Source organism: Paenibacillus sp. FSL H8-0537 (assembly GCF_038051995.1).
GTDB lineage: Bacteria > Bacillota > Bacilli > Paenibacillales > Paenibacillaceae > Pristimantibacillus.
The window spans coordinates 2974777-2992521 of record NZ_CP150290.1 but is presented as its reverse complement, the minus strand read 5'-3'; the positions used below and the strand labels follow the sequence as shown (position 1 = coordinate 2992521).

At 49.5% G+C, this 17745-nt stretch carries 18 protein-coding genes; 1 reads left to right on the top strand and 17 read right to left on the bottom strand.

The window, feature by feature from the left end; translation table 11 throughout:
* Positions 1-137 precede the first annotated feature (137 nt).
* The 4 genes from topA to sucC all read right to left on the bottom strand — a co-directional run bounded on the left by topA (position 138) and on the right by sucC (position 5685).
* The gene (topA, locus tag MHB80_RS12670) at positions 138-2237 is read right to left on the bottom strand and encodes a type I DNA topoisomerase (protein WP_341282465.1); all 2100 of its coding nucleotides are present in this window, start codon (positions 2235-2237) and stop codon (positions 138-140) included.
* A 27-nt stretch (positions 2238-2264) separates the two neighbouring features.
* The gene (gene dprA, locus MHB80_RS12665; RefSeq protein WP_341282464.1) at positions 2265-3386 is read right to left on the bottom strand and encodes a DNA-processing protein DprA; all 1122 of its coding nucleotides are present in this window, start codon (positions 3384-3386) and stop codon (positions 2265-2267) included.
* Positions 3387-3550: 164 nt separating this feature from the next.
* A complete protein-coding gene (gene sucD / locus MHB80_RS12660; RefSeq protein ID WP_341282463.1) occupies positions 3551-4486 on the bottom strand; it encodes a succinate--CoA ligase subunit alpha in 936 nt (311 codons plus the stop codon).
* A 38-nt stretch (positions 4487-4524) separates the two neighbouring features.
* Positions 4525-5685 carry an ADP-forming succinate--CoA ligase subunit beta gene (gene sucC, locus MHB80_RS12655; RefSeq protein ID WP_341282462.1) on the bottom strand — a complete coding sequence of 387 codons (1161 nt, stop codon included), beginning with the start codon at positions 5683-5685 and terminating at the stop codon, positions 4525-4527.
* Positions 5686-6052: 367 nt separating this feature from the next.
* Here sucC and MHB80_RS12650 point away from each other — a divergent pair, with 367 nt between their 5' ends.
* Entirely contained in the window at positions 6053-7624 is a 1572-nt protein-coding gene (locus MHB80_RS12650; protein ID WP_341282461.1) for a YifB family Mg chelatase-like AAA ATPase, read from the top strand.
* Positions 7625-7784: 160 nt separating this feature from the next.
* Here MHB80_RS12650 and MHB80_RS12645 read toward each other — a convergent pair whose 3' ends face one another.
* The 13 genes from MHB80_RS12645 to ylxM all read right to left on the bottom strand — a co-directional run bounded on the left by MHB80_RS12645 (position 7785) and on the right by ylxM (position 17659).
* Positions 7785-8195 carry a YraN family protein gene (locus MHB80_RS12645; RefSeq protein ID WP_341282460.1) on the bottom strand — a complete coding sequence of 137 codons (411 nt, stop codon included), beginning with the start codon at positions 8193-8195 and terminating at the stop codon, positions 7785-7787.
* A complete protein-coding gene (locus MHB80_RS12640; protein ID WP_341282459.1) occupies positions 8188-8493 on the bottom strand; it encodes an EscU/YscU/HrcU family type III secretion system export apparatus switch protein in 306 nt (101 codons plus the stop codon). Before MHB80_RS12640 ends, MHB80_RS12645 begins: the two co-directional genes overlap by 8 nt.
* Positions 8490-10412 carry a hypothetical protein gene (locus MHB80_RS12635; protein WP_341282458.1) on the bottom strand — a complete coding sequence of 641 codons (1923 nt, stop codon included), beginning with the start codon at positions 10410-10412 and terminating at the stop codon, positions 8490-8492. The genes MHB80_RS12640 and MHB80_RS12635 overlap by 4 nt, the downstream gene beginning before the upstream one ends.
* A gap of 372 nt (positions 10413-10784) precedes the next feature.
* A complete protein-coding gene (locus tag MHB80_RS12630) occupies positions 10785-11396 on the bottom strand; it encodes a ribonuclease HII (RefSeq protein WP_341282457.1) in 612 nt (203 codons plus the stop codon).
* Between the two features lie 60 nt (positions 11397-11456).
* Positions 11457-12332, bottom strand: coding sequence for a ribosome biogenesis GTPase YlqF (ylqF, locus tag MHB80_RS12625; protein ID WP_341282456.1), 876 nt, complete (start codon positions 12330-12332; stop codon positions 11457-11459).
* 24 nt (positions 12333-12356) lie between these two features.
* A complete protein-coding gene (lepB, locus tag MHB80_RS12620) occupies positions 12357-13028 on the bottom strand; it encodes a signal peptidase I (RefSeq protein ID WP_341282455.1) in 672 nt (223 codons plus the stop codon).
* Between the two features lie 100 nt (positions 13029-13128).
* Positions 13129-13470, bottom strand: a complete 342-nt coding sequence (rplS, locus tag MHB80_RS12615; RefSeq protein ID WP_056039073.1) for a 50S ribosomal protein L19 — start codon at positions 13468-13470, stop codon at positions 13129-13131.
* Between the two features lie 171 nt (positions 13471-13641).
* A complete protein-coding gene (trmD, locus tag MHB80_RS12610) occupies positions 13642-14385 on the bottom strand; it encodes a tRNA (guanosine(37)-N1)-methyltransferase TrmD (protein WP_341282454.1) in 744 nt (247 codons plus the stop codon).
* A 1-nt stretch (position 14386) separates the two neighbouring features.
* A complete protein-coding gene (gene rimM / locus MHB80_RS12605) occupies positions 14387-14911 on the bottom strand; it encodes a ribosome maturation factor RimM (RefSeq protein WP_341282453.1) in 525 nt (174 codons plus the stop codon).
* A gap of 410 nt (positions 14912-15321) precedes the next feature.
* Positions 15322-15552: a KH domain-containing protein gene (locus tag MHB80_RS12600; protein WP_046230689.1), complete on the bottom strand. Its 231-nt coding sequence runs from the start codon at positions 15550-15552 to the stop codon at positions 15322-15324.
* Between the two features lie 27 nt (positions 15553-15579).
* Positions 15580-15852 (bottom strand): 30S ribosomal protein S16, encoded by a 273-nt coding sequence (rpsP, locus tag MHB80_RS12595; RefSeq protein ID WP_046230688.1) that lies wholly within the window; start codon positions 15850-15852, stop codon positions 15580-15582.
* A 38-nt stretch (positions 15853-15890) separates the two neighbouring features.
* On the bottom strand, positions 15891-17267 hold the full coding sequence (gene ffh / locus MHB80_RS12590; RefSeq protein ID WP_341282452.1) for a signal recognition particle protein: 1377 nt from the start codon (positions 17265-17267) through the stop codon (positions 15891-15893).
* Between the two features lie 23 nt (positions 17268-17290).
* Positions 17291-17659: a YlxM family DNA-binding protein gene (gene ylxM, locus MHB80_RS12585; RefSeq protein ID WP_341282451.1), complete on the bottom strand. Its 369-nt coding sequence runs from the start codon at positions 17657-17659 to the stop codon at positions 17291-17293.
* Positions 17660-17745 lie beyond the last annotated feature (86 nt).

The following is a 17745-nucleotide window of genomic DNA, read 5'->3' as shown; positions in this document are numbered from 1 at the left end:
TCGCGCAAATAAATATCATTTTTTTCATGAAATTTCGGGTCAAACCTACAGGACGGATAAAGCACAGCTGTCCTCCCTATACAGGGAGGACCGGGTCCACAAACATGTGGAGCTGTGCACAGCATCATGATGCTGCTCTATGCTTCTTCGTGTTCTTCATCCTGCAGCTCTTCTGAATAATCGCATGTAGGACATTGCAACTTTGCACCGCTGCGATTGCGTTTTTCTACGAGCATGCTTTCGCATTTCGGACATGGTTTGCCTGAAGGCTTATCCCATGAAACATAATCGCAAGCCGGATACGTATCACAGCCGTAGAAAATCCGGCCTTTTTTACTGCGTCTTTCAATAATTTTGCCTTCCTCACATTTCGGGCAAGGCACGCCGATATCCTTAACGATCGGCTTCGTATTGCGGCAATCCGGAAAGCCGGAGCATGCGAGGAATTTGCCGAAGCGTCCCATTTTATAAACCAAATGACGACCGCATTTTTCACAAATTTCATCGGAAACCTCATCTTGAATTTCAATTTCCTTCATTTCCTCTTCCGCTACTTCCAGACGCTTCTCAAACGAGTCGTAGAAGGTTGCGAGCACTTTGACCCAATCCTGCGAGCCTTCCTCCACATGGTCGAGATCCCCTTCCATGTTGGCTGTAAATTCAGCATTGAGAATTTCCGGGAAAAACTCTTCCATCAGCTGAATAACAAGGTCACCAAGCTCAGTCGGCACAAATTTCTTCTCTTCTATCGCCACATATCCACGCTTCTGAATCGTTTCCAGCGTCGGCGCATACGTACTCGGCCGCCCTATGCCGAGCTCCTCAAGCGTTTTCACGAGTCTGGCCTCCGTAAAACGCGGCGGCGGCTGGGTGAAATGCTGTTTAGGCTCAATGGCTTCTGCTGGGATCATATCTCCTGGCTCGATTGGCGGGAGGAACTTATGCTCTTCCTCTGCCCCATCATCATTGCCTTCCACATATACTTTCATGAAGCCGGCAAACTTGACTTTCGATCCATTCGCACGGAACTTCACTTCGCCAGATAACATATCAACGGTCATCGTATCAAGAACGGCCGAGGACATTTGGCTGGATACGAAACGTTCCCATACCAGTTTATACAACCGGAACTGATCACGGCTGAGAAACGGCTTCATCGTATCCGGATCACGCATAATTGCCGTTGGTCTGATCGCTTCATGCGCATCTTGGGCATTGCTGTTCTTTTTCGCATAAACGCGAAGCTGCTCTGGCATATAAGGAGCGCCGTAGCGTTCCGTAATATATTCCTTCGCTTCTTCCTGCGCAATCGGGGATATACGAGTGGAGTCCGTTCTCATATATGTAATTAGACCGACCGTGCCTTCCTTGCCTAGCTCTACACCTTCATAAAGCTGCTGGGCAACCGACATCGTCTTAGACGCCCTGAAACCAAGCTTACGGGCGGCTTCCTGCTGCAGGGAGCTCGTAATAAAAGGAGGTGCAGGATTGCGCAAACGCTCTTTTTCCTTCACTTCCGCTACTTTAAAATCGGAGCCGCTTTCCATCGCATCCAGCACGGCTTGCATTTCCTGCTCGTTGCCGAGCTCGCGCTTCTCGCCGCCGATGGAATGGTATTTGGCCTCAAATGGAACACCGTTTTGCGAAACCTTTGCAGTAATCGACCAATATTCTTCCGGCACAAATTCATCGATTTCATTTTCACGGTCAATAATCAGCTTGACGCATACAGACTGCACGCGGCCAGCGGAAAGGCCTTTTTTGACTTTTTTCCATAGAAGCGGGCTGATTTTGTAGCCGACAAGACGGTCTAAAATACGTCTGGCCTGCTGCGCATTAACCAGATCCATATTGATTTTGCGCGGCGTCTTAAAAGCATCCTTAACCGCCTGCTTCGTTATTTCATTAAATACAACGCGGCAAGTATCCGAGGCATCAAGCTCCAAATAATGGGCCAAATGCCAAGCAATAGCCTCCCCTTCGCGATCCGGGTCAGCCGCCAGATAAACATGCTTCACTTTTTTGCTGGCGCTTTTGAGTTCTTTCAATACGCTGCCTTTGCCGCGAATCGTAATATATTTTGGATTGAAATCATTTTCAACTTCGACGCCAATCTGACTTTTCGGCAAATCGCGAATATGGCCCATGGAAGCCTTAACAATATATTTGCTTCCTAAATACTTGCCTATTGTTTTCGCTTTGGCTGGTGATTCGACGATAACTAATGAGTCTGCCACGTTAGGCGCCCCCCTCTCTACTGCTTACTACAATGCTATATATAGCGATCCAGACTGCTGCTCGATCCTACGTTTTATACATAAATTTATCAGAAGAGCGCTTAAATGTCCAAAAGGAACCGCAATCAGCTGGTGTAATTCATTAATGGATAATGGTCGCTCTCGCAGCAGTGCGATAATTTTTCGTTCATCAGCGGACAATTCCTTGTCCGATTGGCGCTGTGAAGAGGCAGAAGAATGCGAATGTTTAAGCCATTCATCGCCAAGCCATGCGTATTCTTCGAAAATATGCTCAGCCGCGCTAACTAGCTTTGCTCCTTGGCGAATAAGCGCATTAGGCCCTTCGCTTTTGGGAGAAGAAATCGGGCCTGGCACAGCGAATAAATCACGGTTCATATCCAGCGCTTGCGCCGCAGTAATCAAAGAACCGCTGCCAATTGCACCCTCTATGACGAGTGTGCCAAGGGAAAGTCCTGCGATAATCCGGTTTCGCAGCGGAAACATGCCTGGATGCAGCGGTGTGCCGATTGGCGTTTCCGAGAGCAATAGCCCCTCTTCCGCTATTTGGCGGTACAAAGTTCTATTCTCTGAAGGATAACAACAATCTACGGCGCATGCAAGCACAGCTATCGTGCTTCCAGCTCCACGCAGAGCCGCTTCATGCGCCTTGCTATCGATTCCACGGGCTAAACCGCTCGCAATAGTCATTCCGCCTGCCGAAAGCTGCTCAGTGAGCATAGAAGCAGTATGACGCCCATATGCGGTAGGATTGCGCGTTCCGACGACTGCTACAATTGGACGCTTCAACAGCTCCATCCGGCCAAGCGCATACAACACCCACGGCGGCTGCGGAATTTGCAGCAAATATTTTGGATAAGCCGCATCAAGCGATGTAATCACTGCTGCTCCTAGCTGAGCCGCCTTTTCATAGGAAGAGCCTGGAGCAACAAGTCCTTGCCCTATTCTCTTAACAGCCGATCGTGCCTGCTGGGTGCTGAAGCCAGCCTTAACATAGGCTGCTTCATCCTGACCGCCGCACTCTCGCCACGCGCCGCTGGCTACTGCCTTCTGAATCGTGCGCCAGCCAATGCCTGGCACTTCGCTAAGCATAATTATTATTTGTCTGCATTCGTCATGATCACGGTCCATATAAATCGGCCTCCATTATAATGAGGCACGCCCTTACATTCCTTCCTATTGTGCGTTACATGGCTGAAGAATGCAAGTCGCCCTCTCATCTTCATAAAAAAAAAGCAACCTTTCAGCTCCCGCTAGCGGGAATCGAAAGGTTGCTTACCTTTTTTAAAACTTTATTATTTTGCAGCAGTTGTACATTTTTCTAACAGGCCTTGCTCTTCAAGCACCGATACGAGCGTGGAGCCCATATCCGAAGGGGTTGGTGCTACTTTAATTCCGCATGCTTCAAGCGTAGCGATTTTTTCAGCAGCTGTTCCTTTGCCTCCGGAAATGATCGCGCCAGCATGGCCCATACGTTTGCCTGGAGGCGCTGTTGCGCCGCCAATAAAGCCTACAACCGGCTTTTTCATATTGGCTTTAACCCATTCTGCCGCTTCTTCTTCTGCTGTACCGCCAATTTCACCGATCATAATAACCGCGTAAGTATCAGGGTCGTCATTGAAACGGCTCAAAATGTCAATAAACTCGGAGCCTTTCACTGGGTCGCCGCCAATACCGACTGCAGAGGATTGTCCAATGCCGCGAGTCGTCAGTTGGTGAACCGCCTCGTAAGTCAATGTTCCCGAGCGGGAAACAACGCCTACATGGCCTTTCGTATGAATGTAGCCTGGCATAATGCCGATTTTACATTCGTCTGGTGTAATAACACCTGGACAGTTAGGGCCGATCAGCGTCGTTTTGCTGCCGTCCATATAACGCTTAACTTTGACCATGTCCAGTACCGGAATACCTTCCGTAATACAAATAACAAGATCAAGACCAGCGTCAACCGCTTCAAGAATCGAATCAGCTGCAAATGCTGGCGGCACATAAATAACCGAAGCTGTAGCGCCTGTCGCTTTTACCGCTTGTTCAACTGTGTTAAACACTGGAAGCGATACCGTTGAACCGTTTTCAAGAGTAATGTCAACGTTAGTTCCGCCTTTACCCGGCGTTACTCCGCCTACCATTTGCGTACCGTAATCGAGTGCGCCTTTCGCATGGAACAAGCCTGTTGCGCCTGTAATCCCTTGCGTAATAACTTTAGTATCTTTGTTTACCAAAATGCTCATCGAATCTCACATCCCCGTCCATGAATTCATACGCGTATTTATTTCACGAGAGCGACAATTTTTTGTGCGCCGTCTGACATAGAGTCCGCTGCTACGATGTTCAGTCCCGACTCGTTCAGCATTTTTTTACCCAAATCAACATTCGTGCCTTCCAGTCTTACGACAAGCGGACGATCCAGGCCAATTTCCTTAGCTGCCGAGATAACGCCATCCGCAATAACGTCACAACGCATAATGCCGCCAAAAATATTAACGAAAATACCTTTAACATTTTCATCGGACAAAATGATTTTGAAAGCTTCTGTTACTTTCTCTTTAGTTGCACCGCCGCCTACGTCCAGGAAGTTCGCAGGGTCGCCGCCATAATATTTGATAATGTCCATTGTCGCCATAGCAAGGCCTGCGCCATTAACCATGCAGCCGATGTTGCCATCAAGGGCAATATAGCTGAGATCGTATTTGGAAGCTTCGATTTCTTTCGCATCTTCCTCTTCCAAATCGCGCAATGCGACAATATCCTTGTGACGGTACAGGGCATTGGAGTCAAAATTCAGCTTCGCATCCAGTGCCATTACTTCACCATCGCCAGTTACGACAAGCGGATTGATCTCGGCAATAGAACAATCTTTCTCAACGAAAGCGTTGTACAAGGAGATCATGAATTTAACAGCCTTGTTAACAAGCGGAGTTGGAATGTTGATTGCATAAGCAAGCTTACGTGCTTGGAACACTTGCAAGCCTACAGCTGGATCAACGATTTCCTTGAAAATTTTCTCAGGGGAATGCTCGGCCACTTCTTCAATCTCCGTGCCGCCTTCCTCTGAAGCCATAATGACGACGCGGCCTGTGCCACGGTCAAGAACAGCACCGATATAATATTCTTTCTTGATGTCGCAGCCCTGCTCAATAAGAAGGCGCTTAACTTCTTTGCCTTCTGGACCTGTTTGATGCGTAACGAGCACTTTTCCAAGGATTTCTCCTGCATATGCGCGAACTTCATCCAAGCTTTTTGCGACTTTAACACCGCCAGCTTTACCACGGCCGCCCGCATGGATTTGTGCTTTTACAACAACAACTTTCGTACCAAGCTCTTCTGCTGCTGCAACCGCTTCATCAACGGTGAACGCAACTTTGCCCTCAGGCACAACTACACCATACTGTTTCAATAACGCTTTGCCTTGATACTCATGGATATTCATTGTTGAAATCCTCCATTTCATAGACCAAAATCAGTCGTATGTACACAAACATCTATTATCATAGCATTTTTCCTCTGATGTTACCTTATATTCGTGCAAGAAGACTTCGGCTTTTTTGATATGGGTTCAATCTCAATTTGAGATTAAACGTCAAAATCCGCTAATTTACAGCCTTTTGCTCCTCACCGCTACCCTTTCATTCAATATTTGACAAAAATGGACAGCGCCCATTATGATTAGTTTGCACCAAGCAGGCTTTTGCTACTCCATAAGAACATTCAATGCGGCATTTCATTTAAAATCATACACGCAACATACAGGACGTAAGGAAGCACCTTCATCCCACTAATTGGAGGTGCTTTTTGTTATGTTCAGCTTAATGCAGAGCGCGACTGTTTATGGCGTCGAAGGCAAAGAAATTGCAGTTGAGGTTGATATTGCAAGCGGCCTGCCGCAAATTGCGGTAGTTGGGCTGCCTGACCCTGCTGTGCGGGAATCCGTCGAACGGGTAAGGGCTGCCATTAAAAACAGCGGCTTCACCTTCCCGATGGAGCGTATTACCGTCAACCTCGCCCCGGCCGATTTACGCAAGGAAGGCACGGCGTTTGACCTTGCAATTGCTGCTGGCATTTTGGCGGCTAGCGGGCAATTAAATGCGGCCCACTTTCATCACACGATGATGCTCGGCGAGCTGTCGCTTAACGGCTCTATTAGGCCGGTTACGGGCGTGCTTGCGATGATCGAACAGGCCAAAAAATCAGGCATCCGCCGCGTGCTGCTACCGATCGCCAATGCTCCGGAGGCTGCCTGGATAGCCGGTATGGAGCTGTTTGGAATCACGCATTTAATGGATTTGCGTCCACAAGGCAGCGAGGGACTGGAGGCCATTCGCTACACTCCGGAACAACGCAGTGGCAGCAAGAGCTATTTAGGGCTGTTGGCTGAAAATAAACCTATGCTTGCGCCTGACTGCGGCGACTACAGCGATGTTATCGGTCAGCAGCTAGCCAAGCGTGCGCTTGTTATTGCTGCTGCAGGCCGGCATAATGTGCTGTTTTCAGGCCCGCCAGGCACCGGGAAAACGATGATGATTCGCAGGCTTCCAAGCATTCTCCCGCCTCTTTCCGAGCAGGAAGCGATTGAAGTGACCAAAATATACAGCGCTGCCGGCAAGCTTTCTACTGACAATCAAGGCCTTATCGCGGCTGCTCCTTTCCGCGCCCCGCATCATACGATTTCTGCAGGCGGACTTGTAGGCGGCGGCTCTGTGCCAAAGCCCGGCGAAGTGACGCTCGCCCACCATGGAGTGCTGTATTTGGACGAGCTGCCTGAGTTTTCTCGCCAAACCCTTGAGGTGCTAAGGCAGCCATTGGAAGATGGCATTGTGACGATTGCCCGCTCTAGCGCCGTCTTTCATTTTCCAGCGCGACTGATTTTAGCTGTGTCCTTTAATCCATGCCCTTGCGGATTTTCAGGGCATGAAACATCAGATAAACGCTGCACGTGTACAGACGCCGTTATTGCCCGTTATAAAGCCAAGCTGTCCGGTCCGCTTCTCGACCGGATCGATATTCAGCTTGAGGTTCCGCAGCCCATTGACCTTGGCAGCACGATAACGGATCGCAATCGAAAACCTCTGTCTTCTGAAGTGATGCGCTATCAAGTGCAAAGAGCACGTGAACGGCAGAAGGAACGTTTTGCACAGCTGAAAATCATCACGGATGCGAGCTTGTCCGGCTCAGCTCTGCACCGGGCGATGCTGATTCGTCAGGATGCTGCTGAGCTGCTTGGGCACGCGCTCCAGACGCTCCCTATCAGCATGCGTGCCCATGACCGCATTATGCGCCTTTCGCGAACTGTAGCTGATGTTGAAGGCAGCCCTTATATCGAGATAGAGCATATAGCAGAAGCTATTCAATATCGAAAGCTCAGCTTATGAGGGTAGCGCCTACTTAAACAAGTAATCAATCAAACTACAAAAGGAGCATCACCGCCTATTGCGCGGTGATGCTCCTTTCATTTTTAGCAGAAAGGCTTCCAGTATCTAATTGATGGGACTCACACGGCACGTCAAAGGTTTTCAATTGAACGATACTCCGTTAAAAGGCAGCTGTTATATGCTTCAGCTCACTTATGGCATCATCGTGCTCCAGCGTAATAGCAATGACATCGAAGCGTATGCTGCGCTCTAGCTGCCGAGTCAGCTTTAAATAGACTTGTGCTGTCTCCGCCACCTGTTTTTGCTTGCGCCAATCGACCGACTCAGCAGCTGTCCCGAACCGCCCGCCTGACCGGCGTGTACGCACCTCGACAAACACCAGCTTGTCTTCCCCGCACACAATGAGATCCAGCTCTCCCGATCGGCAGCGCCAGTTGCGCTCCTCAATCGTATAGCCTGCATCCAGTAAATAGGCTTCTGCAGCAGCTTCCCCAAGCTTTCCGGTCCATTTGCGCTTGTCCGCCCGCTTGCTGCTCGTTAGATCAGGCTGATCTGGCTTTCTATTAGTCATTCAAATCCCTCGCCTTACGATCGGAGCGATAAACAAAGCTGAGTATTTCCGCTACCAGCGTATAGAGCTCAGGTGGAATCGTCTGATCGATATCAAGCTTTGACAACACCTCTACAAGCGAAGCATCCTCCTGCATCGGTATGCCGTTTTCCTTCGCCTTTTCTATTAGCTGCTCTGCTAAATAGCCTTTGCCCTTCGCAACGACGACAGGCGCTGTTCCGACGCCCGGCTCGTATTTGAGCGCAACCGCCCGCCGTATCGGTTCAGGCTTATTATTTTTGTTTTCTTCTGTGCTCATGCTTTCAGGTCAACCCCTTTATAACGGCCGGAAAGAAACGTCCTCGGGGCAGTTATATGTCCTTCTGCTGCTCCCTCAGCTGCATTTGCTTCATTCTCAACAATCGGGGAGGTTCGCAGCGACAGCAATTGGTAGCCCGCCTGATTCAAGCTGTCTGCTACCTCTGCTCGGGAAGACTGGGCTAGTCCATCCATTGCCGGATGATTGTTCCACAGCGTCAAGCTTACTATTTTGTCCACAACATGGACATCTACTACCGTATCTCCTAGCGTTTTCATCGATAAATCAAATAGCAGCCGGCAATTATCCGCATCCAGCTCGCCTTTGCGGCCTCGGCGCGTTTGAATATGAACCGATGCCGTCTGATTGCCGTCATCCCCCTTAAAAGGAACAAAGACGGTGAGATGGCTAAAAAGAGCGCCATTACGCTCAGGCGACATTAGCAGCTGCTGGCCTGTAATATGCTGCACCAGCTGCTGCGCCGTCTCTTTAAGCGCGGCCGGCGCGTCATCGGAAGTGGACAGTGCGAGCAGCACGCTTTTCAGCGATTCTTGAATGCTCTGCTTATGATCTTGAGCAAGTGCTGGCAATGGCTCAGCTTTGTGCCCTTGCGTCGTATTCACCGAAGAATCGGCTTTCAGCAAGTCAGCGCTAAGCTTGCTGCCTTCTGGAAGCTTGTCGCTCGCTGCTGCTGCCTGCTGCTGCGCTTGGGCGGCTGCTAGAGGACGCTCAGCTGCCCCTGAACGCTCTTGCAGCTGAGCCGAGCTTGCATTGCGCCCAGCTGCGTTATCACCACGCAGTGCCTGTTCTGCGCCGCTACGGGCCTGATTGGCAGCGCCCGCCTCTGGTTCTGCGGCCCCTTGCTCAGTCGAGCCTGCTGCTGGCTGTGTCTGAATGCCAAGCAGCTGCTTTCCGAGCTGCTGCTCGTGATCGACACCGAGCCACTTCATCATCTGGCCAAGCCAGTTGGCCGGGCTGACCTCTGCCTTGCCTGCCGCTCCTGTCAGAGCGGCGGCACTGCTTCCAGCAGCAGCATCGCCTTTGCTCGCTGCCACAGCCGCTTCAGCCCCGCTCATCTTCGCGGTCTGCCCACTGCCTGCCGTCTCCGCCGCTCTCGCCGCGGCAGCTCCTGCTTCTGCTCCGCGCGGCTGCAGCGCATTCGCGCGCCCGGCTTCGCCAGCGGCGGCTCCCGGCTTCTCGCCGCCGCCAAGCCCCCGCAGCAGCTCTGCGCCTTCGCCGAGCAGCGCTTGCAGCTTGCCCAGCTGCTGAGCCAGCTGGGACTCCTTCCCGCCCGCCTGCGCCTGCCCGCCGGCGGCTTCCTTGCCGCCGGCTGCAGCCGCAGGCGTCGCCAGCTGGCTCAGCTGGTCCAGCAGCTCATGCGCCGCTGGACCAAACATCACCTGCTGCAGCGCACTAATCGTGGCAGCTGTCACAGGCAAACCACGCTTGAATGCAGAGGCTGCCGCCTGCATCCATTGCTCCGTATCCGCGCCGGCGGGCATAGCTGCCCCCGCTTGCTGAAACACCTGCGCGGCATCCTTATTCAACGGGATGCCTTCCTGGTTTAAGTTCTTTATGATTTGCGCCGCCCATTTCTGGTCAGGCAAAGCAAACTGCTTAAGCAAATCCTTGATTGACTGCTCCGGCAGCTCGGCAAGCGCGGCGTCTATTTGCTTCAGCATAATAAGGCCGCCTTCCGCCTGCGCTCCAACCTGAAGCATCGCTGCTTGTCCAGCGGCTAACGGCACCTCAAGCGTGGCCCTTACCTGCACGCCGTTGATCTGCACTAATGCCTCATTGTTATCCGATACCTGCAGCACCAGGGCGCGTACCGTCTGTCCCGGCTTAAGCTCAGCCGAGCGTATATCCGTTCCCGACGCTTCGCCCAGCATGCTTCTCATCATTTGTCCAATATTCATTGCCATCGCTCCCGTTTTACGATGAAATTCAGCTTAAGCCTGTCAGGCTTCATCCGGCTTCGCTAACAAAACATGCTTTATTACCTTTATCGGCTAGTCGCCTTCGTATGATGAATCAGCTTATATGCTGCCGGCTCAATCTACCTTGTATAACCTCAATTATACAAAAAAGACGGCATATGCGCTGCACCAGCAGCATGCCGTCTTTCTTTAAATATAAGAATTTATAAGTTTCCCCTTGTAAAAAGGCTTATATTTATCGCGAATCGGCTTTTGCCACCAGAGGACGGCAACAGCCATTTACGCTTGTCAAAGCAAGTCAAGCAATCGCCAGATCGCTTCATTCTATCATCAACAACTCGATTTGCTCATTTAGAATAATTGCTGCTGCTCCGCAAATATTTTCCCAAGAAAGGTTTTGCGATGCAGCGGGCTCGCACCATACTCTAGCAGACGCTCGCGATGCAGCTTGGTTGGGTAGCCCTTATGTACCGCTATGCCGTATTCTGGATACTGCTGCTCCCATTCATCCACACATAAACGGTCGCGTGTCACCTTCGCCAAAATAGATGCAGCAGCAATCGTCTGGCTGTTGGCATCTCCTTTGATGATCGCAAGCTGCGGCTTTGGCACATCCACTTTCTCCGCGTCAATGAGCAAATAATCAGGCTCTATCGCCAATGATTCGATGGAAAGCTTCATCGCAAGCCTAGCCGCCTGCTTAATATTAATGCGGTCAATTTCAGCAGCTTCTACACGGGTAACCGACCACGCGATACACTTTTCGATAATGATATCATAAAGCTGATCCCGCTTTTTCTCCGAGAGCTTCTTGGAATCATTTACCCCTTCAATGACCAGATCAGGCGGCAAAATGACTGCAGCAGCGACGACATCGCCGAACAGGCAGCCCCGACCGACTTCATCCACACCAGCAATCGCCTGGCAGCCTTCACTCCACAGCTTACGTTCATACTCCAGCATATCCGCCTAACCCCCGCTTCAAATCCTCAGGCATACGAGGACACTCATACAATCAAAAATCTAGCTATTTCGCTTCCACGGTGCTTCAAGCGAAATATGGCCGAACTTGCCTGCACGCAGCTCCCGCAAAATAATGCCCGAAACCTTCTCCAGGTCAACACGCGCTCCGCTTTGCAGACAACCCCGCTTGCGTCCGATTTCCTCCATCACCTTGACGATTTCATCAGACTCATTCGTATCCGGCTGCTCCATCGTGATTTCGAAGCGCTCTTTCACACTTCCCCAGTAACGATCAACCAATTCCTTCAACGCAAAAAATGCAATATCCTCGATATTCAATACCTGCTCGCGAATCGCGCCTGTCATCGCAAGGCGATAGCCGACAAGCTCGTCCTCAAACTTCGGCCACAAAATACCCGGCGTATCAAGCAATTCTATGTCCTTGCCTGCTTTTATCCACTGCTGGCCTTTTGTTACGCCTGGGCGATCGCCAGTTAGCGCAATATTGCGACCTGCCAGACGGTTGATCAGCGTCGATTTCCCAACATTTGGAATGCCAACAATGAGCCCACGCACCGCTCTCGGATTAATTCCCTTTGCGATTTGGCGGTCAATTTTTTCCTGCAGCAGCGCTTTCGCTTTCACCGGAACCTCGTTTACCCGCGTTCCTGTTGAAGAATCGACCGCGATGCATTCATGGCCTTCTCCCTTAAAATACGTAATCCATTGCTCTGTCACCTTAGCATCTGCTAGGTCAGACTTGTTGAGCACGATCAGCCGCGGCTTGCCACCCAAAATTTCATCGACAATCGGGTTACGGCTGGACATTGGAATACGCGCATCAAGCAGCTCGATCGTTACATCAATCAGCTTGAGCTTGTCCTGTATTTGTCGTTTCGCCCGTGTCATATGACCGGGGAACCATTGAATCGTCAATTTCTCACCTCATTCAAATGCCAATTAATGCTTAATAAAGCTCAGCTTGTTCAGCGGCCAGAAAATAACTTCCGCCCGGCCTACAAGCTCTTTATCCGAAATATAACCAAGGGCACGGCTGTCCTGGCTGTTGCTGCGATTGTCGCCCATTGCGAAAATCGTATCCTCCGGCACAGTCGCTTCCGTTATTCGCTCATTAGGAAAATCTGATTCATTATTATAAAGCTGACCATTTGCCTGAGCCTGCTTAATGGCATCCGCAATATATGGCTCTTCCAATTTCACATCATTAATGAAGACATCATCGCCTTGAACCTTGATTGTATCTCCTGGCAGTCCGATGACGCGTTTAATAAAATCTCTGCCTTGTTCCGGAACATGGAACACAACGACCTCGCCTCTGTCAGGCTCACGGAATTTGTACAATATTTTATTCACAATGAGACGCTCGCCAGTTTCAAAGTTTGGATGCATCGACTCTCCTTCAACCATAAACGGCGCAAACAGAAAACTGCGAATAATGACGACCAGCACGACCGCTATAGCAAGCGCTTTGATCCATTCTACCGTTTCTTTCATCGCTTTAGCTTTTTGGCTAGGCGCTGCTTTGTCAGACTCAGCAGATGGAGTAGCCGTTTCGGCGCTATCTGATGTGATTTCAACTTCATTTTCATCATTACGTGATTGCTGGTCCATAAAAACGCCTTCTTTCCATCTTCGAATTCATCCTTGCTGACAAGCTGTAAGAATAACGAAAGGGAGCTTGTTTAACCAAGCCCCCTCTTGTTTATTCGACTTAACGAATTTCTTTAATTCTAGCTGCTTTACCACGAAGGTTACGTAGGTAGTACAGTTTAGCGCGACGTACTTTACCACGACGTGCCACATCGATACGATCGATTTTAGGCGAGTTCAACGGGTAAGTTCTTTCGACGCCAACACCGTAGGAAATTTTACGTACTGTAAAAGTTTCGCTAATACCGCCGCCACGACGTTTGATTACAACGCCTTCAAATAGCTGGATCCGCTCGCGGGATCCCTCGATAACTTTAACGTATACTTTCAACGTGTCACCGGGACGAAAGTTAGGAAGGTCTTTGCGAAGCTGCTCTTGCGTAATCGCTTGTACGAGATTCATCTTGGATTCACTCCTTCCACCATAGACGTTCTTAATAGCTCTCCAACTTCCCATTTGAAATTGGGTCATTACCATTAGCGGACCGTCCGATTAATACGAACAACATTTGAAATCATACCATATTCAAACCCAAATTTCAACAACTTTTTCCGGGCTTGCCAACATTATCGCTTAAGACTGCTGTTTGTCCAAAGAAGCAAGCCATTTACGCTCCTTGGCGGTCAATTCAGCCTTCTCCAGCAGGTCAGGACGTCTATTCCGTGTACGAAGCAGCGATTGCTCGCGGCGCCATGTCTCGATGCGGCTGTGGTGACCGGAAATCAGCACCTCCGGCACCTCCATATCACGAAATACAGCAGGTCTTGTATAATGCGGATGCTCCAGAAGGCCTGTGCTGTATGAATCCGTTACTGCTGACGTTTCATTGCCAAGGACACCGGGAAGCAGGCGCGCTACACTGTCGATGACAACCATCGCAGGAAGCTCCCCGCCAGTCAGCACATAGTCGCCAATCGAAAGCTCATCCGTTACTAAATGCTCACGTATACGCTCGTCATAGCCCTCGTAATGGCCGCAAATCATAATTAGATGCTCTTCCTTCGAAAGCTCCTCAGCCTTCTGCTGGGTGAAGGTTTCCCCCTGTGGGCACATTAAAACAACACGCGGACGAGCCCCTGTTCCGACCTGCTCCATCAAGTGCTCAACAGCCGAAAATACAGGCTCTGCTTTAAGCACCATGCCTCCTCCACCGCCATACGGATAATCGTCTACCGTATTATGCTTATTGCCGGAGTACGCTCGAAAATTAATGGCATTCAGCGATACTATGCCTTTTTCCTGTGCCTTGCCAAGAATACTGGCGCCAAACACGCCATCGAACATTTCAGGGAAGAGCGTAAGCACATCTACTCTCACGCTAAATCAACCCTTCCATAAGATGAACGGTTACTGTCTTCGCAGCAATATCTACGTTCAGCAACACATCATCAATAACAGGAATAAGCACTTGGCTTCCTTTTCCTTTAGGACGGTCGACGACCCATACATCATTGGCGCCTGGTCGCAAAATTTCAGAAATGGTGCCCAGTTCCTCGCCCTCGTCTGTCACAACGCGACAGCCGATAATTTCGTGGAAATAATATTCCCCTTCATCCAGCTTTCCAAGCTGCTCCTCTGCTACCTTCAGCAGCCAGCCCTTGTACTTCTCCACTTCATTAATATCATTATATCCCTTAAGCTTAAGAATATAATTGCCCTTATGCTCACGGGAAACCGCAATCTCTACATCCAGCTTGGTGCCATGCTCTTCATGTATCATAGCGAGCTTATTGCCGACTGCAAAACGCAAATCTCCAAAATCGGTCTGGGAAAGCACCTTCAACTCGCCGCGCAGACCATGCGTATTAACGACTTTTCCAACTGTAAACCATTTGCCGCTCATTATTCATGTATCCTTTCTTTGCTATATAAGTTGAAATTTTCTTTCGTCCCACTTATATAGTTTTCTTTTTTATGATCAGGATTTTGCATAAATCAATAAAATGCAGAATGCTATTAGGCTGTTGATCTGCCATTCAAGGCCATTTATGCAAATTCCTCATGATACACGCATAAACGGCTGTCGCCGGCCCGAAAAAAGGCGGCAGCAGCCGTTTTGCGTAAAACAGAAAAATATCCATTACGAATATTATTCTGTTTTTATGTTTCAAGGTGAAACGGCTGTCGCCATCCTCTGGCGGTGCCACGCGCTTCATTTCGAGAAATATAAGAATGTATAAGTATGAAACTTATACATTCTTATATTTTGAAAAAGGGTTAGGATAAACAACCCTAACCCTCTCCGAATTCGTTTTACGATATGATGTCCACGATAACCCGCTTCTCTGATTTGACAGCTGCAGAGGTCACAACTGTACGCATCGCTTTCGCAATGCGACCTTGCTTGCCGATAATTTTACCGACATCCTCCGCATGAACCGACAGCTCATATACGATGCCGCGGTCATCGTCTCTTTCCTTCACGCTTACGTCTTCCGGATGATCCACTAACGCCTTTGCTATGACAAGAATCAATTCTTTCATTTATAAAGGCCCTCCGCTGTTCAACAGTTATTTCTGTTGCTTAAGCTCATGGAACTTTTTCATTACGCCTGCTTTAGAAAGCAAGTCGCGAGCTGTATCCGAAGCTTGCGCTCCGTTTTGCAGCCATTTCAAAGCTTTTTCTTCGTTGATGGATACTTGAGCCGGTTGTGCAACCGGGTTATAAGTACCGATCTCCTCGATAAAGCGACCGTCGCGCGGCGAACGGGAGTTAGAAACAACTACGCGATAAAAAGGGGCTTTGTGAGCACCCATACGTTTCAAACGAATACGTACTGCCATGTGAAATTCACCTCCTTCAATTAATAAACCTATTTAAATTAAAATGGAAACTTCATGCCTTTGCCTAACATGCCTTTCAGGCCCTTCTTGCCGCCCTTAAGGCCTTTAGGCCCCATCATGGACGAAAACTGCTTCATCATTTTGCGCATGTCATCAAACTGTTTGATCAGTCGATTGACTTCGGCAACCGATGTTCCGCTTCCGGCAGCAACCCGTTTCCGGCGGCTGTGGTTGAGAATTTCCGGTTTCGTCTTTTCTTCCTTCGTCATCGAGCGCACGATCGCCTCAACACGGCCGATTTGCTTCTCATCGATTTTCATATCTTTAAGCCCTTTGACCTTGCCCATTCCTGGAAGCATATCCATCAGCTGATCAATCGGCCCCAAATTCCGCACCTGCGCCATTTGCTCCAGAAAATCATCAAATGTAAACTCAGCCGTGCGCATCTTGCGCTCCATTTCGGCAGCTTTGTCTGCATCAATGTTCATCTGTGCCTTCTCGATAAGAGAAAGCATGTCGCCCATGCCGAGAATACGCGATGCCATCCGGTCTGGATAAAACGGCTCAAGCGAATCGATCTTCTCGCCCATAGCAGCAAACTTGATAGGCTGGCCCGTTACAGCTTTAACGGACAATGCCGCACCACCGCGAGTATCGCCATCAAGCTTCGTCAATACGACACCGGTCAGTTCAAGCTGCTCATGGAAGCTTTGGGCTACATTGACCGCATCTTGACCTGTCATGGAGTCGACAACGAGCAGCACTTCATCAGGCTTAACTAGTTGATGAATTTGTTTCAGCTCGTCCATCAGCGTTTCATCAATATGAAGCCGGCCCGCTGTATCAATAATGACATAGTCATTATGATTTTCTTTTGCATGCTGCAAGCCTTGCTTCGCAATTTCTACCGGAGAAGCTTGATCGCCAAGCGAAAACACCGGTGCACTGATTTGCTCGCCGAGCACTTGCAGCTGCTTGATTGCAGCTGGACGATAAATATCGCAGGCTACAAGCAGAGGCTTATGATTGCTCTTCTGTAGAAGCTTGGCAAGCTTGCCGGACGTCGTTGTTTTACCTGCGCCCTGCAAACCGACCATCATAATAACCGTTGGCGGTTTATTCGCTTTCGCCAGCTTGCTTTGCGTGCCGCCCATCAGCTCGGTCAATTCTTTATTAACGATGTTAATAATGACCATCCCTGGAGTAAAGCTTTTCTCCACTTCCTGACCAATAGCTTGTTCCTTTACTTTGGCGATAAAATCTTTGACGACTTTAAAGTTAACGTCTGCCTCAAGCAGCGCAAGACGCACTTCACGCATCGCCTCGTTCACATCAGCATCGGATACTTTCCCCTTGCCCTTCAGCTTGCTAAAAACGTTTTGCAATCGGCTTGACAAGCTTTCAAATGCCGCCATGATCCATCACCTCCGTTATTTCCTTACCTGTTGTTCGTCGTTATTAATTGCTCAATTATATCTAGAATTCCCTGCTTGGCATCTGTTCCAAGGGAAAGCTCTGTTACGCTACTTTCCAAATGTTCGGCAAGCTGCTGCAATGCTTCATGCTTCTCCAGCAAGCGAAGCTTGCCTTCGTAGCTTTCAAGCACCTGCACCGCGCGCTTCACATGCTCATAAACCGCCTGCCTGCTAATGCCGGATTCCGCTGCAATTTCCCCAAGCGAGAAATCATCGTGAAAATAATATTTAAGTGAAGTCCTCTGCTTCTCAGTAAGCAAGGGCTCATAAAAGTCAAATAATAAATTAATTCGGGTCGTCTTCGCAAGGGCGTCTGGTTCACTAACATTCATGACCTTTGCTCCTTCCCGTCAAGGGTAAATCCTTTACACCTTAAGCAACGTCTCTTATCTTACACGATTGAAGCAGGCACTGTCAA

Bases quoted from the DNA above. Each gene is read 5' to 3' on its own strand.
- dprA (WP_341282464.1), bottom strand. From the start codon at position 3,386: ATGGACCGTGATCATGACGAATGCAGACAAATAATAATTATGCTTAGC.
- sucD (WP_341282463.1), bottom strand. From the start codon at position 4,486: ATGAGCATTTTGGTAAACAAAGATACTAAAGTTATTACGCAAGGGATT.
- sucC (WP_341282462.1), bottom strand. From the start codon at position 5,685: ATGAATATCCATGAGTATCAAGGCAAAGCGTTATTGAAACAGTATGGT.
- MHB80_RS12650 (WP_341282461.1), top strand. From the start codon at position 6,053: ATGTTCAGCTTAATGCAGAGCGCGACTGTTTATGGCGTCGAAGGCAAA.
- MHB80_RS12645 (WP_341282460.1), bottom strand. From the start codon at position 8,195: ATGACTAATAGAAAGCCAGATCAGCCTGATCTAACGAGCAGCAAGCGG.
- MHB80_RS12640 (WP_341282459.1), bottom strand. From the start codon at position 8,493: ATGAGCACAGAAGAAAACAAAAATAATAAGCCTGAACCGATACGGCGG.
- MHB80_RS12635 (WP_341282458.1), bottom strand. From the start codon at position 10,412: ATGAATATTGGACAAATGATGAGAAGCATGCTGGGCGAAGCGTCGGGA.
- MHB80_RS12630 (WP_341282457.1), bottom strand. From the start codon at position 11,396: ATGCTGGAGTATGAACGTAAGCTGTGGAGTGAAGGCTGCCAGGCGATT.
- lepB (WP_341282455.1), bottom strand. From the start codon at position 13,028: ATGGACCAGCAATCACGTAATGATGAAAATGAAGTTGAAATCACATCA.
- rplS (WP_056039073.1), bottom strand. From the start codon at position 13,470: ATGAATCTCGTACAAGCGATTACGCAAGAGCAGCTTCGCAAAGACCTT.
- rimM (WP_341282453.1), bottom strand. From the start codon at position 14,911: ATGAGCGGCAAATGGTTTACAGTTGGAAAAGTCGTTAATACGCATGGT.
- MHB80_RS12600 (WP_046230689.1), bottom strand. From the start codon at position 15,552: ATGAAAGAATTGATTCTTGTCATAGCAAAGGCGTTAGTGGATCATCCG.
- rpsP (WP_046230688.1), bottom strand. From the start codon at position 15,852: ATGGCAGTACGTATTCGTTTGAAACGTATGGGTGCTCACAAAGCCCCT.
- ffh (WP_341282452.1), bottom strand. From the start codon at position 17,267: ATGGCGGCATTTGAAAGCTTGTCAAGCCGATTGCAAAACGTTTTTAGC.
- ylxM (WP_341282451.1), bottom strand. From the start codon at position 17,659: ATGAATGTTAGTGAACCAGACGCCCTTGCGAAGACGACCCGAATTAAT.